The sequence below is a fragment of the Citrobacter sp. CRE-46 genome (assembly GCF_059615875.1).
In genome coordinates this window covers 1,700,572-1,715,569 of the sequence record NZ_CM184341.1, presented here as the reverse complement: position 1 = coordinate 1,715,569, position 14,998 = coordinate 1,700,572, and the positions used below count along the sequence as shown (strand labels likewise).

11 protein-coding genes are annotated in these 14,998 nt (G+C 52.8%); 2 read left to right on the top strand and 9 right to left on the bottom strand.

Annotated features, from left to right (window positions below):
• Positions 1-3 precede the first annotated feature (3 nt).
• The 8 genes from nuoH to lrhA form a co-directional block, all read right to left on the bottom strand.
• Positions 4-981 (bottom strand): NADH-quinone oxidoreductase subunit NuoH, encoded by a 978-nt coding sequence (gene nuoH / locus AC534G_RS08040; protein WP_003028063.1) that lies wholly within the window; start codon positions 979-981, stop codon positions 4-6.
• A complete protein-coding gene (gene nuoG, locus AC534G_RS08035) occupies positions 978-3,704 on the bottom strand; it encodes an NADH-quinone oxidoreductase subunit NuoG (RefSeq protein ID WP_110498804.1) in 2,727 nt (908 codons plus the stop codon). Before nuoG ends, nuoH begins: the two co-directional genes overlap by 4 nt.
• Before the next feature lie 81 nt (positions 3,705-3,785).
• Positions 3,786-5,123, bottom strand: a complete 1,338-nt coding sequence (gene nuoF, locus AC534G_RS08030; protein ID WP_003839356.1) for an NADH-quinone oxidoreductase subunit NuoF — start codon at positions 5,121-5,123, stop codon at positions 3,786-3,788.
• Complete coding sequence (nuoE, locus tag AC534G_RS08025) at positions 5,120-5,620, bottom strand: NADH-quinone oxidoreductase subunit NuoE (RefSeq protein ID WP_006683660.1); 501 nt, start codon at positions 5,618-5,620, stop codon at positions 5,120-5,122. Before nuoE ends, nuoF begins: the two co-directional genes overlap by 4 nt.
• A 2-nt stretch (positions 5,621-5,622) precedes the next feature.
• Positions 5,623-7,425, bottom strand: coding sequence for an NADH-quinone oxidoreductase subunit C/D (nuoC, locus tag AC534G_RS08020; RefSeq protein ID WP_006683659.1), 1,803 nt, complete (start codon positions 7,423-7,425; stop codon positions 5,623-5,625).
• A gap of 85 nt (positions 7,426-7,510) precedes the next feature.
• Complete coding sequence (gene nuoB, locus AC534G_RS08015; RefSeq protein WP_003028075.1) at positions 7,511-8,173, bottom strand: NADH-quinone oxidoreductase subunit NuoB; 663 nt, start codon at positions 8,171-8,173, stop codon at positions 7,511-7,513.
• A 15-nt stretch (positions 8,174-8,188) separates the two neighbouring features.
• The gene (nuoA, locus tag AC534G_RS08010) at positions 8,189-8,632 is read right to left on the bottom strand and encodes an NADH-quinone oxidoreductase subunit NuoA (RefSeq protein ID WP_003028077.1); all 444 of its coding nucleotides are present in this window, start codon (positions 8,630-8,632) and stop codon (positions 8,189-8,191) included.
• A gap of 627 nt (positions 8,633-9,259) precedes the next feature.
• Positions 9,260-10,198: a transcriptional regulator LrhA gene (gene lrhA / locus AC534G_RS08005; RefSeq protein ID WP_038642304.1), complete on the bottom strand. Its 939-nt coding sequence runs from the start codon at positions 10,196-10,198 to the stop codon at positions 9,260-9,262.
• 927 nt (positions 10,199-11,125) lie between these two features.
• Here lrhA and alaA point away from each other — a divergent pair.
• Together alaA and yfbR are read left to right on the top strand one after the other, a co-directional pair.
• On the top strand, positions 11,126-12,343 hold the full coding sequence (alaA, locus tag AC534G_RS08000) for an alanine transaminase AlaA (RefSeq protein ID WP_005129483.1): 1,218 nt from the start codon (positions 11,126-11,128) through the stop codon (positions 12,341-12,343).
• Positions 12,344-12,440: 97 nt separating this feature from the next.
• Positions 12,441-13,040, top strand: coding sequence for a 5'-deoxynucleotidase (gene yfbR, locus AC534G_RS07995; RefSeq protein ID WP_042307093.1), 600 nt, complete (start codon positions 12,441-12,443; stop codon positions 13,038-13,040).
• Positions 13,041-13,088: 48 nt separating this feature from the next.
• On the opposite strand, the gene AC534G_RS07990 is transcribed toward yfbR, so the two are convergent.
• Entirely contained in the window at positions 13,089-14,921 is a 1,833-nt protein-coding gene (locus tag AC534G_RS07990; protein WP_038642308.1) for an SLC13 family permease, read from the bottom strand.
• Positions 14,922-14,998: the final 77 nt, after the last annotated feature.

The following is a 14,998-nucleotide window of genomic DNA, read 5'->3' as shown; positions in this document are numbered from 1 at the left end:
CCCTTATTGCGCCTGCCAGAGAATGACAGCCGCCGTTACCAACAAGTTGACGAGCGTCAGCGGCAGACAGACTTTCCAGCCGAAGGACATTACCTGGTCATAACGAGGACGCGGTAACGACGCACGAATCAAAATGAACATCATCATGAAGAACGCGGTTTTCAGCGCGAACCAGACGAATGGCGGTAAGAACGGGCCATGCCAGCCACCGAAGAACAGGGTAACCATCAGTGCAGAAATGGTGACGATACCGATGTACTCGCCCACGAAGAACAGACCGAATTTCATACCGGAATATTCAATGTGGTAACCGTCGGCCAGTTCCTGTTCGGCTTCTGGCTGGTCAAACGGGTGACGGTGACATACCGCCACGCCCGCGATGGCAAAGGTGACAAAACCAAAGAACTGCGGAATAACGTTCCAGATATCAGCCTGGTTATTGACGATGTCGGTCATGTTGAATGAACCGGCTTGCGCCACCACGCCCATCAGGGACAGTCCGAGGAACACTTCGTAGCTCAGCGTCTGCGCAGAAGCACGCATCGCCCCCAGCAGCGAGTATTTGTTGTTGCTCGACCAACCAGCGAACAGTACCGCGTATACCGCGAGACCTGCCATCATCAGGAAGAACAGGATGCCGATGTTCAGGTCAGCAACAACCCAGTTTGGGCTCACCGGCACGATGGCGAAAGCCAGCAGCAGCGAGGTAAAGGCGATCATCGGCGCCAGGGTAAAGATGACGCGATCCGAGAATTTCGGGATCCAGTCTTCTTTAAAGAACATCTTGATCATGTCCGCAACCAGCTGGAGCGAACCGCCCCAGCCAACACGGTTCGGCCCGTAACGGTTCTGGAACAGACCCAGCAGACGACGTTCGCCAAAGCTCATGAATGCCCCGCAGGTGACCACCACCAGCAGAATCACCACCGCTTTGAGAATGCTCAGCAGGATCTCAATCAGATCGGGTGTAATCCAACTCATTGTTGTGCCTCCTGCAGATCCTCAAGACGCGCGCCTGCCAGAACCGGCGCGATGCCAGGCATACCCATCGGTAAACCAACCTGCCCTGCCGTTAATCCTTCAGCGATTTCAACCGGCAGCGTGACCGTATTGCCATCGTAGCTGAAAGAAACACGGGTACCGGCATTAACACCCAACTTCGCGGCGTCTGCCGGGTTAAGTTTGATGTACGGCTGCGGCATACGGGTCTGGAAGACCGGCGCACGCTGGGACAATTCGTCGCTACCAAACAGATGGTAGTACGGCGCGATACGCCACTGACCATCCTGAGCTTCGAAGCTCGCCGGAACGGTAGTGAAGTAATCCATACCGCCCGCAGAGGCTTCAATCAGACGCACGCCCGGATCGCCATGACGCAGTTTACCGCCCACTTCATCCTGGAACTTGTTCCACGCCTGTGGGGAGTTCCAGCCCGGAGCCCAGGCAAACGGAATTTGTGAACGCGGCGCAGACGGCTGGTTGTTCCCTTCCATCGAGAAGGCGAACATGGTGTCTTTATCCTGCGGCTGACGAGGTTCATGGACGCTGATGTTAGCCCGCATCGCGGTACGACCGCTGTAGCGGTGCGGCTCACGCGCCAGTTTCTGTCCACGGATACGGAAGCTTGCATCCGGCGCGGCATCTTTGATCCCAGCCAATTGCGGCAGCTTCTCAACAACCGCGTCGATAACATGGTCGAGCTGCGTCCAGTCCACTTCACGGCTCTGCACGGTGCTGTGCAGCGAGTGCAGCCAGCGCCAGCTTTCCAGCATCACGGTGTTGCTGTCGTAGTATGACGGATCATAGACCTGGAAGAAGCGCTGCGCGCGGCCTTCGTTGTTAATCACCGTCCCATCGCTTTCGGCAAAGCTCGCGGCGGAAAGCACCAGATGGGCGTTTTCCATAATTGCTGTACGCTGATGGTCAACAACCAGTACCAGCGGCGCTTTCGCCAGCGCGGCATTAACACGCGTTGCTGAAGCATGGCGATGCAGGTCATTTTCCAGCACCACAACGGCGTCAGCACGACCTGTTTCCAGCTCGGTCAGCGCATCGTCAAGAGAACCACCGCCAATCATACCCAGACCCATGCTGTTAACAGAGCGCGCAATCATGGTAATGCCGACGTCAGCGCCACGACCTTTCAGCGCCTTCGCCACGTTGGCAGCAGCCTGAATTACTTCGGCGCTACCGGCGTTGGTGCCGGAAATAATCAGTGGTTTCTTCGCTCCGGCTAATGCCTGAACGATCACGTCAATTTTGTTCTGCAGGTCACGATCGATACCGTCAACCGCCGGGGCGTTGTTATCCAGCGCGTGGGCGATAGCGAAACCTAAACGCGCCTGATCTTCAACCGGCGCACGGTAGGTCCATGCAGCGATATCATCCAGACGGGTATTATCGACGTTAGTCACAAACAGCGGGTGCTTAGCGCGCTGTCCGATGTTAAGGATTGCCGCAATCTGCCAGTCGGCCACTTTCTGCGCCGCCGCCATTTCGCGTGCTTTACCTTTCACCGCCTGACGCACCGCCAGCGCAACGCGCGCGCCGGTCTGGGTGACGTCTTCGCCCAGCACCAGAACCGCATCGTAAGACTCGATTTCACGCAGCGCCGGGGTATGAATACCGCCGTCACGCAGCACGCTCAGCGCCAGCTGCAGACGTTCCTGCTCACCCTGGGCGATACCGGTATAGAAGTTATCCGCGCCGACCAGTTCACGCAGCGCGAAGTTGCTTTCAACGCTGGCACGCGGGGAGCCGATACCAATCACTTTCTTCGACTGGCGCAGAATATCTGCCGCGCCCTGCATCGCCTGTTCGGCGTTGAGCGTGATCAGATCATCGCCACGACGCTGTACCGGCTGACGCGGACGGTCTTTCAGGTTCACGTAACCATAGCCAAAACGACCACGGTCGCAGAGGAAGTAGTGGTTAACGGTCCCGTTGTAACGGTTTTCGATACGACGCAATTCACCGTAGCGCTCGCCCGGGCTGGTGTTACAGCCAATAGAACACTGCTGGCAGATGCTCGGCGCAAACTGCATGTCCCACTTACGGTTGTAGCGCTCGGAGTGCGTTTTATCGGTGAACACGCCGGTCGGGCAAATCTCGACCAGGTTACCGGAGAATTCGCTTTCCAGCGTACCGTCTTCCGGGCGACCGAAGTAGACGTTGTCATGCGCGCCATACACGCCCAGATCCGCGCCATCGGCGTAATCTTTGTAGTAACGTACGCAGCGATAGCAGGCGATACAGCGGTTCATTTCGTGAGAGATGAACGGCCCCAGGTCCTGGTTGCGGTGCGTACGCTTCGTGAAGCGATAGCGACGGAAGCTATGACCGGTCATGACGGTCATATCCTGCAGGTGGCAGTTACCGCCCTCTTCGCAGACCGGACAGTCGTGCGGGTGGTTGGTCATCAACCACTCCACAACGCTTTCGCGGAACTGTTTCGCTTCTTCGTCATCAATAGAAATAAAGGTGCCTTCGGTGGCTGGTGTCATACAAGACATCACCAGGCGACCACGCGTATCTTCCGCGTTTTGATATTGCTTCACCGCACACTGGCGGCAAGCACCGACGCTGCCCAGCGCCGGGTGCCAGCAAAAGTACGGAATATCAAGGCCGAGAGACAGACAAGCTTCCAGCAGGTTGTCCGCTCCGTTGACCTCATATTCTTTGCCGTCTACATGAATCGTAGCCATAGTCAGCATGCTTCCAGTTGGCTTAGTCAGGGACTAAGCGTTAATCGAATTACTTATCGCGATGCAGGGGGTAACCTGCAATTACCAGCGCTCTTTCAGCAGGTTCGGCTGAATACCACCAATAGCGTGGGTATTGCTGAAGGTCTGCTTGATGCCAGCTTCGAATTCTTCGCGGAAATATTTAATGGCGCTCTGCAGCGGCTCCACCGCGCCCGGTGCGTGTGCACAGAAGGTTTTACCCGGGCCGAGGAAACGACACAGTTGCTCAAGTGTCTCGATATCCCCAGGCTGGCCTTCGCCACGCTCCAGCGCACGCAGAATTTTTACGCTCCACGGCAGACCGTCACGGCACGGCGTACACCAGCCGCAGGACTCGCGGGCGAAGAACTCTTCGAGGTTACGCACCAGCGGTACCATGCCAATCTCGTGGTCAACGGCCATTGCCAGCGCAGTACCCAGACGGCTGCCTGCTTTACCGATGCTTTCGAACTCCATCGGCAGGTCAAGATGCGCCTCGGTCAGGAAGTCGGTTCCCGCGCCGCCCGGCTGCCAGGCCTTGAATTTCAGGCCATCACGCATACCGCCCGCGTAGTCTTCGAGGATCTCACGCGCGGTGGTGCCAAACGGCAGTTCCCACAGGCCAGGGTTCTTCACACGACCGGAGAAGCCCATCAGCTTGGTGCCCGCATCTTTGCTCTTCGAGATGTTCTGATACCACTCCACGCCGTTGGCGAGGATGGCCGGTACGTTACACAGGGTTTCGACGTTGTTAACGCAGGTCGGCTTACCCCATGCGCCAGAGCTTGCCGGGAACGGCGGCTTGGAACGCGGGTTAGCGCGACGACCTTCGAGGGAGTTGATCAGCGCGGTTTCTTCACCGCAGATGTAACGCCCTGCCCCGGTATGGACAAACAGTTCGAAGTCGAAACCGGTGCCCATGATGTTTTTGCCAAGCAGACCGGCTTCGGTTGCTTCGGCAATCGCGCGGCGCAGATGCACAGCCGCCTCAATATATTCACCGCGCAGGAAGATGTAACCACGGTACGCTTTCAGCGCAAACGCGGAAATCAGCATGCCTTCCACCAGCAGGTGCGGCAGTTGTTCCATCAGCAGGCGGTCTTTATAGGTGCCCGGTTCCATTTCATCGGCGTTACACAGCAGGTAACGGATGTTCATGGATTCGTCTTTCGGCATCAGGCTCCACTTCAGACCGGTGGAAAAGCCCGCGCCGCCGCGCCCTTTCAGGCCAGCGTCTTTTACCTGATTGACGATTTCGTCCGGTGACAGGCCGGTCAGGGCCTTACGCGCACCTTCGTAACCGTTTTTGCTACGATATTCGTCCAGCCAGACTGGCTGTTTGTCATCACGCAGACGCCAGGTCAGCGGATGTGTTTCGGGAGTACGGATAATATCTTTCATTTATACCGCTCCAGCAGTTCAGGAATGCCTTCCGGGGTCAGGTGAGCATGAGTGTCGTCATCGATCATCATGTTCGGCCCTTTATCACAGTTCCCCAGGCAGCAGGTCGGCAGCAGCGTAAAGCGACCATCAAAGGTCGTCTGCCCCGGCTTGATGTTGAGTTTTTTCTCAAGCGCAGCCTGGATCCCCTGATAACCATTGATATGGCACACCACGCTATCGCAATAGCGGATCACGTGGCGACCTACCGGCTGGCGAAAGATCTGGCTATAGAACGTGGCAACACCTTCTACGTCGCTTGCCGGGATACCCAGCACATCCGCGATCGCATAGATCGCCCCGTCCGGCACCCAGCCACGCTGCTTCTGAACGATTTTCAGCGCTTCAATGGACGCCGCACGCGGGTCTTCGTAGTGGTGCTTCTCGTGCTCAATCGCTTCACGCTCAGCCGCACTCAGCTCAAAAGCCTCGGTTTGTGGTTGTTGATTCTCGTGCATAATTAGCGGTCCACATCTGACATAACAAAATCAATACTACCCAGATGGACGATAAGGTCGGACACCAGGCTGCCGCGTACCGCTACCGGGATCTGCTGCAGGTGCGCATAGCTCGGGGTACGGATACGAGTACGGTAACTCATGGTGCTGCCATCGCTGGTCAGGTAGTAACTGTTGATACCCTTGGTCGCTTCCACCATCTGGAAGGACTCGTTTGCCGGCATAACCGGTCCCCACGAAACCTGCAGGAAGTGGGTGATCAGGGTTTCGATATGTTGCAGCGTGCGCTCTTTCGGCGGCGGCGTAGTCAGCGGGTGATCCGCTTTGAACGGGCCTTCCGGCATGTTGTTGAGGCACTGCTCAAGGATGCGCAGACTCTGGCGCAGCTCTTCAACTTTCAGCATTACGCGGGTATAGCAGTCAGACACGCCGCCGCCAACCGGAACTTCAAAGTCAAAGTTTTCGTAGCCAGAGTATGGACGGGCTTTACGCACGTCGAAATCAATACCGGTCGCACGCAGCGCAGCACCGGTACAACCCCAGTCCAGCGCTTCTTTCTTGCCATAGGCGGCAACGCCCTGGGAACGACCTTTCAGGATGGTGTTACGCAGTGCAGCTTTCTCGTAGGAATCCAGACGTTTTGGCATCCAGTCGAGGAAGTCACGCAGCAGCTTGTCCCAACCGCGCGGCAGATCGTGTGCGACACCGCCGATACGGAACCAGGCCGGGTGCATACGGTAACCGGTGATAGCTTCCACCACGTCATAAATTTTCTGACGATCGGTAAAGGCGAAGAAAACCGGCGTCATCGCGCCGACGTCCTGAATGAACGTGGAGATGTACAGCAGGTGGCTGTTGATACGGAACAATTCAGACAACATAACGCGAATCACGTTGACGCGATCCGGCGTGGTGATGCCCGCCAGTTTCTCAACCGCCAGTACGTAAGGCATTTCGTTGACGCAGCCGCCGAGGTATTCGATACGGTCGGTGTACGGAATGTAGCTGTGCCAGGACTGACGTTCACCCATCTTTTCAGCGCCACGGTGGTGGTAGCCGATGTCAGGCACGCAGTCGACGATTTCTTCGCCATCAAGCTGCAGCACAATACGGAACGCGCCGTGAGAAGACGGGTGGTTAGGGCCGAGGTTGAGGAACATGAAGTCCTCGTTTTCGGTACCACGCTTCATGCCCCAGTCTTCGGGTTTGAAGGTCAGCGCTTCCATTTCCAGATCCTGTTTGGCTTTGGTCAGCTCAAACGGATCGAATTCGGTCGCACGCGCCGGGTAATCTTTACGCAGCGGGTGGCCTTGCCAGGTATGCGGCATCAGCAGACGCGTCAGATGCGGGTGGCCTTCGATATCGATACCAAACATTTCCCAGGTTTCACGCTCATACCAGTTGGCGTTGGGGAACAGTTTGGTAAAAGTCGGTACACGCAGATCGTTTTCAGACAACGCCACCTTGAGCATGATATCGCGATTGCGTTCAATAGAAATCAGGTGATAGAAAACGGAAAAATCCGCGGCAGGTAACCCTTCGCGGTGCGTACGCAGACGTTCGTCCATGCCATGTAAGTCAAACAGCATGACGTAAGGTTTCGGCAGTCTCTTTAAGAAATCGCCAACTTCCAGTAATTGTTCACGCTTGACCCAAACAACGGGTACCCCGGTGCGAGTCGCCTGAACGGTAAAGGCATCCGGCCCAAAACGGTTGCGCAGTTCGCCAATGACCGGGTCATCAAGGTGATCCCGTGTTTGCCATACAGCATCTTGCGCGGTTAAGTCGGTCATATTGTTCACCATTGTAAATGGTCCGTGGTAGTCGGCAGTGCTTCGCGCTATTTATGTAGTGATAAGCGAAGGAAGTGCGGCTGCCGACAGGCGCAAATTAAATCTCGTCTGGTGTACGAAGATTCGTTACAGCAATACGTTCACCGCGTTTACGCTCGCGTTCTGACTGCATATTGGCGCGATAAACGCCCTGATCCCCAACCACCCAGGAGAGCGGACGGCGTTCTTTGCCAATGGAATCCTGCAGCAGCATCAGAGCCTGCATATACGCTTCTGGACGCGGCGGGCATCCCGGGATGTACACATCGACCGGAATAAATTTATCAACGCCCTGCACCACAGAATAGATGTCGTACATACCGCCGGAGTTGGCGCATGCGCCCATGGAAATAACCCATTTTGGTTCCAGCATCTGATCGTAGAGGCGCTGAATAACCGGTGCCATTTTGGTAAAGCAGGTTCCAGCCACGACCATCAGGTCAGCCTGACGCGGCGATGCACGCAGTACTTCCGCACCAAAACGGGCCACATCGTGCACAGCGGTAAACGAGGTCACCATCTCAACGTAGCAGCAGGAAAGGCCAAAGTTATATGGCCAAATTGAGTTTTTACGGCCCCAGTTAACCATGTCATGGAGCTTGCCCATGAACACGTTTTTATTAACTTCTTGCTCCAGGGGGTCGGTTACGATCTCCTGTTTTTGCAGGGGGTAACGGTCGTTCTCACCGTTAGGATCTATGCGGGTGAGCGTATAATCCATCTTAATGCCTCGCGGTTAGCGTTGACGATTAGCGATACTGTTCGTTTCCGGGTTCATACGCTCGCGGCGTGAACGCGCGGGCGTCCAGTCCAGCGCGCCAATACGCACCAGATAAACCAGACCAGCCAGTAACACAAAAATAAAAATTGCAGCTTCCACAAAGCCAATCCAACCGCTTTCACGGATAGATGTTGACCATGCGAACAGATACAGCGCTTCAACGTCGAAGATAACGAAGAACATGGCTACCAGATAAAACTTGGCAGACAGGCGCAAGCGGGCGGTGCCGACCGAGTCGATACCTGATTCAAACGGCACGTTTTTAGATCTCGCACGCGCGCGACCACCTAAAAACCAGCCGCCGACGAGCATCAGGCAGCACAGGCCAATGGCGACAATAAGAAAGATAGCGAATGCCCAGTGATGAGCGATGATTTCAGTGGATGTTGACATACTCATTGCTTACTCATCAAAAGTAGCGCCAAATTCTCTGCTCTTTTCGGCAGATGAACGCCACATCGATTCATGGGGAGGAATAAAAAAAACCTTACAATCACTGTAGAAAACCATTTTATACAGCCAATTGATGGGGTTTTTTACTCCTTTCTATAACCTTTTGTCAACTTTAACAAAAGTTTCCTCACATTATTTTACACCACTCCAACCTCATTAACATAAAGTGCTGTTTACACCCATTTCGGTTGCATCATCGGTCTTTTTTAATGTTGTTGAATCGTGTCCGTAGTGAAGTAAAAAAGATAATACTCGTCTATTTTGACAGGAATTCACACTAATGCCTCCCCCTAAATGGGAGTATTTTCTTGATCTGTGACACGCTTTTGTTAATTCACCATAAAAAACAGCAACAATTTCTCTAGTTTTTTAACATGGAAACAATTAACACTTCTGCTGATTATTTTTCACCCTATTTGCAGGCTGTTTTTTTACCCGCTGATTTTGTTAAGTTTTAGTATAGCAAATGACATAAACCAATGTTATTTGCACAAAAAAAGAGCCGCTGGATGTTTTTTCATCATTAGCGGCTCTTTTTTTACACTTACATTTTAAAACGTTTTTTGTGACGCGTTACTCGAAGTCGCCTTCAATAAGGAGCGAATCATCTCCCCCTTCGGGGGTAAACTGATTGTATTGCCAAGGGTTTTGATATGTCTGCATCGAGTTAAAGATCACCTGAGCTAAATCATTTTGCGTAGCCGGATCGCAGCACAACAGATACTCGGTATCAGGCAATGGCGGTAATCCGTCCGCCGCCCCCAGTACGCGTAAATCAGGGCTCATCATTTCGACGGGACGCGCAGTAACGCCCAGACCGGCTTTGACCGCAGCACGAACCGCAGGCAATGTTGAAGCAACATACGCTAAGCGCCACGGGATCTGCGCAGCATTCAGCGTTGCCAACACCATATCGCGGAACGGGCTCGGATCGTCCAACAGCACCAACGGGACCGGCTCACCTTTTTGCAGGATATATTCGGCCGCACAATACCAGTGCGTCGGCGAAGTGCGCAGATTCAGGCATTCAAAATCGCCCGGACGGTTAGTCGTTACCACCAAATCCACTTCTTGCGACTTCAGCATATCCACCATATAGGCGTTGCGCTTGACCCTTACATCCAATGCAAGCTTCGGATAAACCGAACTTATACGGTTGAGCAGGAAAGGCAGTATCGTATCGGCGGATTCATCAGAAGCGCCAATAGTTAACACTCCCTGAAGATTGTTAAACATTAATGATGAGCATGCCTCATCATTAAAACGCAATATTTTTCTGGCGTAACCCAACAGCTGTATACCATGTTCGGTCAGCAGTTTGTTGCGTCCATGACGCGCGAACAACTCTTTCCCCACGAGTTGCTCAAGACGCTGCATTTGCTGACTCACCGCAGACTGAGTGCGACATACCGCAGCCGCCGCAGCCGCGAAGGTATTCAGGTCGGCAACAGCAACGAAGGTTCTCAGCAGATCGAGGTCGAGGTTAATTATCGGACGATTTGCATTTATCATAGTTTTTCACTTACTCGCGGGTCATACCGGGTTAATGCTGTGCATTCAGAATCAAACCACTCCATTTGTTATCTGCCTTCCTTGCAGTTTCGCTTAGTGTAACCAAGTGAAAATAAGGATGTATTTGGTTTAACAAACGAAACAATTCTCTTTCTACGCTATATAATAACCGTGACACTCATCGGAATATAGCAACGAGAAAGGGCCATATTTTTAGCTGCTGGATGATTCTGACTAATGGAAAACATGTAAATTTTGTAAATTTAAAAAAAACTTAACGAACAATAATTTACACATTAAAAACTAACTTTTCAGTACGTTAGGAACAACCAACAAACATTTGAATTATCGTAAAATTCGTACTACGCACCATTTCATGAGACTTATCTTAACCTAAAACCACTATATTTATAAGTGTTATCGCGAATAATTCGAGTCTACCTGAGGTTATGTCTGACCTGCGGTTTTCGTATTATTAGGCAATTCAATTTAATGCGATTTAAATATTAAATAATAATTAATTAAGAATCCTTCAATTCATTAATTATACTTAACAATGAATTCACACCGTACCACGCACGGATCAGGCCGATAACAGCCCTCGCAGATAAAACCTCAGTATTTTCGAATGACGTCATACCGCTTATGTGTCGGCGATCTTTTGCTTTACAGAGTTAAGTTTTTTTGACCAGACAAACCACCACACCCAAACCAACACTACAAAACATATCACCAATATAATACAATTCCCCAGATTATTATTTCATGATAATTGCGTTATTTAGTTATTAACAGTTAATTATAACTTCATGAATTTTCAAAATCTTCTACTAAAGACCCTTCAAAACTTACCGTCGTGGGAGTACATTGTGCTGGGCTGACTTCCACGGCAGGGAGTGGCATTCACAGCTAAAAAGGTCAACGTTCATGTCCCCCATTGAAAAATCCAGCAAATTAGAAAACGTCTGTTATGACATTCGCGGCCCGGTTCTGAAGGAAGCAAAGCGCCTGGAAGAAGAAGGCAATAAAGTTCTGAAACTTAACATCGGCAACCCGGCGCCATTCGGGTTTGAAGCGCCAGACGAAATTCTGGTTGATGTGATCCGCAATTTGCCAACAGCGCAAGGATATTGCGACTCCAAAGGTCTTTATTCAGCCCGTAAAGCGATCATGCAGCATTACCAGGCCCGCGGGATGCGCGATGTGACCGTGGAAGATATCTATATCGGTAACGGCGTTTCCGAATTGATTGTGCAGGCCATGCAGGCATTGCTGAACAGTGGGGACGAAATGCTCGTTCCGGCACCTGATTATCCACTGTGGACGGCAGCGGTATCGCTCTCCGGCGGTAATGCCGTGCATTACCTGTGTGACGAATCATCTGACTGGTTCCCGGACCTTGACGACATTCGCGCCAAAATTACCCCGCGTACGCGTGGGATCGTCATCATTAACCCCAACAACCCAACCGGCGCTGTGTATTCCAAAGAGCTGCTGATGGAGATTGTTGAAATTGCTCGCCAGAACAACCTCATCATTTTTGCGGATGAGATTTACGACAAAATTCTCTACGATGATGCTGAACACCACTCGATCGCCGCGATGGCGCCGGACCTGCTGACTATTACCTTCAACGGCCTGTCAAAAACCTATCGCGTTGCCGGTTTCCGTCAGGGCTGGATGGTGCTGAACGGGCCGAAGAAACATGCCAAGGGGTACATCGAAGGTCTTGAGATGCTGGCCTCTATGCGCTTATGTGCTAACGTTCCGGCGCAACATGCGATTCAGACCGCGCTGGGCGGATACCAGAGCATCAGTGAATTTATCATGCCTGGCGGGCGCCTGTATGAACAACGCAACCGCGCTTGGGAGTTACTCAATGATATTCCCGGCGTCTCCTGCGTGAAACCGCGCGGCGCGCTGTATATGTTCCCGAAAATCGACGCTAAACGCTTCAACATTCATGACGACCAGAAAATGGTGCTCGACTTCCTGTTGCAGGAAAAAGTGCTGCTGGTTCAGGGGACGGCGTTCAACTGGCCGTGGCCGGATCATTTCCGCATCGTCACGCTCCCGCGCATTGACGATATCGAAATGTCGCTGAGTAAATTTGAGCGCTTCCTGTCAGGGTATCACCAGCTGTAATAAAACACGGGCTGTTGGATCAGTATGACGAGTATTTGCATCTGACAGCCTTCTCTGCGCACAATGACTCTTAGGTTGCCATCATATAAGGGTCGTTATGAAGCAGAGCCATTTTTTTGCCCACCTCTCCCGCCTGAAGCTCATTAACCGCTGGCCGCTGATGCGCAACGTGCGCACCGAAAATGTGTCCGAGCATAGTTTGCAAGTCGCCATGGTCGCTCATGCGCTGGCGGCGATCAAAAACCGTAAATTTGGTGGTCAGCTTAATGCAGAGCGCATTGCCCTGTTGGCAATGTACCATGATGCTTCAGAGGTGCTGACCGGTGACCTCCCTACCCCGGTAAAATACTTCAACTCACAAATCGCCCAGGAATATAAAGCGATAGAGAAAATTGCCCAGCAAAAGCTGGTCGATATGGTTCCCGACGAGCTGCGCGATATTTTTGCTCCGCTGATTGATGAACATGCTTACAGCGAAGAAGAGAAATCTATCGTCAAGCAGGCCGATGCGCTGTGCGCTTATCTGAAGTGTCTGGAAGAACTTTCGGCGGGCAATAATGAGTTCTTGTTGGCGAAAACGCGGCTGGAAAAAACGCTGGAGTCGCGGCGCAGCGAAGAGATGGACTATTTTATGGAGGTGTTTGTCCCGAGTTTTCACCTCTCATTAGATGAGATCAGCCAGGATTCACCGCTTTAAACGATGTTGCCGGATGGCGACGTCAACGTCTTATCCGGCACATAAAAATCAAAATGGGAACAGCATCGGGATCATCACCACGCACACCGCCATCACGATCACCGTAAACGGCACGCCAATTTTCACGAAATCGCTAAAGCTGTAGTTACCCGGCCCCAGCACCAGCGTGTTCACCGGCGAAGAGACCGGTGTCATAAAGGCTGCGGATGCTGCCATTGCAATCACCATTGCAAAAGGATACGGCGAAACCCCCATCGACTTTGCCGCTGCCAGAGCAATTGGCGCCATGAGTACCGCCGTCGCAGTATTTGAGATAAATAACCCGATGCTCGCGCACAGGACGAACAGGCAACCCAACATCATGTACGGGCCATACCCGCCGCCGACATCCATCAGTCCTTTTACTACCAGATCGACACCGCCGGTTTTTTGTAGCGCCAGTGCAAAGGGCATCATCCCGACGATCAAAATAATGCTCGGCCAGTGAATCGCTTTATAGGCGCTTTCGGCATCGATACAGCGGAATTTCCCCATCAGCAGGCAGGCGATAATTGCGGCAACCGTATTAGGAATTTCATCGGTAAGCATCAGGGCCACCATCAGCACCAGGCAGAAAATGGCATGCGGCGCCTGACTGTGCGCCGGGGAGGCTTCACTGACCTCAGCCGGCATGTTCAACACCACGAAGTCGCGCCCTTTTTGTCCCAGCAGTGTGATGAGCTTCCAGTTACCCACCACCAGAATGATATCCCCCATCAGCAACGGTTCATCCACCACCGCGCCTGCCAGCGCCGTACCATCGCGTTTCAGGCCGACCACATTCAGACCGTAACGCGTACGAAAGGCTATCTCCCGTACCGTTTTGCCAATCAGTTCCGATTCAGGGATCAGTGAGATCTCGGCCATGCCCACATCCAACGCCTGCTCGGAGAAGTATTCCCCGCGCAGCACCATCGGCTCCAGCAGTTGCTCACTGCAAAATTCTCGCAGATCGACATCCGCTGCAGACATATCAATCAGCAGCACGTCACGGGCGCGAAATTCAGAAACCCCGTTAACATCAACAATCACGCGACGAAAGCGCCGCCAGCGCTCCACGCCAATCACGTTTGCTCCGTAACGCTCACGCAGCTTCAGGTCGTCCAGACGCTGGCCAATCATCGGTGAACCAGGGCGAATCGCCAGACGGCGGGCACGCCCCGTGAGGCGATACTCTTTGATTAAATCGCGAAAAGTCCGGCGTTTCCAACCGTCTCCTGGCTGCCCGGAGTCTTCGCCCTTCAGCATAAAGCGCATCAGCAGCATATAAATTATGCCAAGCACCAGAACCACCAGCCCCAGCGGAGTGACGCTAAAAAAGCTGAAACCGTTAAGTCCTTCGCGTAGCAACTCACTGTTGACGACCAGGTTTGGCGGTGTCGCCACCAGCGTCATCATGCCGCTTATCAATCCGGCAAAGCTGAGCGGCATCATCAGGCGCGAGGGAGAAATTTGCATGCGCATGGAAACGCTTAAGACAACCGGTATAAAGATAGCAACCACGCCGGTCGAACTCATAAACGCACCGAGCCCGGCCACGGTTATCATCAGCAACACCAGCATTTTGACTTCACTGCTGCCGGCGACCTTCACCAGCCAGGCCCCCATCACCGTCGCCACCCCGGTACGCACCAGACCGTCGCCGATAATAAATAAAGCCGCGATCAAAATAACGTTAGGATCGCTGAACCCGGAAAAAGCTTCTGTGATGCTCAATGTTCCACTCAGAACAAAGGCAATAATGACCAGCAAAGCGATCGCGTCCATACGCACTCTGCCAGTTGCAAACAAGACGACGGCAATCGCCAGCAATGAGAGAACCCATATCAATTCACCGTTCACAACATATCCTTGTTAAATGAGGGGGATGGAGCGATTCTGCCATAAAAAAGCCCCAACAATCTGGGGCTAAATCATGA

Bases quoted from the DNA above. Each gene is read 5' to 3' on its own strand.
- nuoG (WP_110498804.1), bottom strand. From the start codon at position 3,704: ATGGCTACGATTCATGTAGACGGCAAAGAATATGAGGTCAACGGAGCG.
- nuoA (WP_003028077.1), bottom strand. From the start codon at position 8,632: ATGAGTATGTCAACATCCACTGAAATCATCGCTCATCACTGGGCATTC.
- nuoB (WP_003028075.1), bottom strand. From the start codon at position 8,173: ATGGATTATACGCTCACCCGCATAGATCCTAACGGTGAGAACGACCGT.
- lrhA (WP_038642304.1), bottom strand. From the start codon at position 10,198: ATGATAAATGCAAATCGTCCGATAATTAACCTCGACCTCGATCTGCTG.
- alaA (WP_005129483.1), top strand. From the start codon at position 11,126: ATGTCCCCCATTGAAAAATCCAGCAAATTAGAAAACGTCTGTTATGAC.
- yfbR (WP_042307093.1), top strand. From the start codon at position 12,441: ATGAAGCAGAGCCATTTTTTTGCCCACCTCTCCCGCCTGAAGCTCATT.
- nuoF (WP_003839356.1), bottom strand. From the start codon at position 5,123: ATGAAAGATATTATCCGTACTCCCGAAACACATCCGCTGACCTGGCGT.
- nuoC (WP_006683659.1), bottom strand. From the start codon at position 7,425: ATGGTGAACAATATGACCGACTTAACCGCGCAAGATGCTGTATGGCAA.
- nuoH (WP_003028063.1), bottom strand. From the start codon at position 981: ATGAGTTGGATTACACCCGATCTGATTGAGATCCTGCTGAGCATTCTC.
- nuoE (WP_006683660.1), bottom strand. From the start codon at position 5,620: ATGCACGAGAATCAACAACCACAAACCGAGGCTTTTGAGCTGAGTGCG.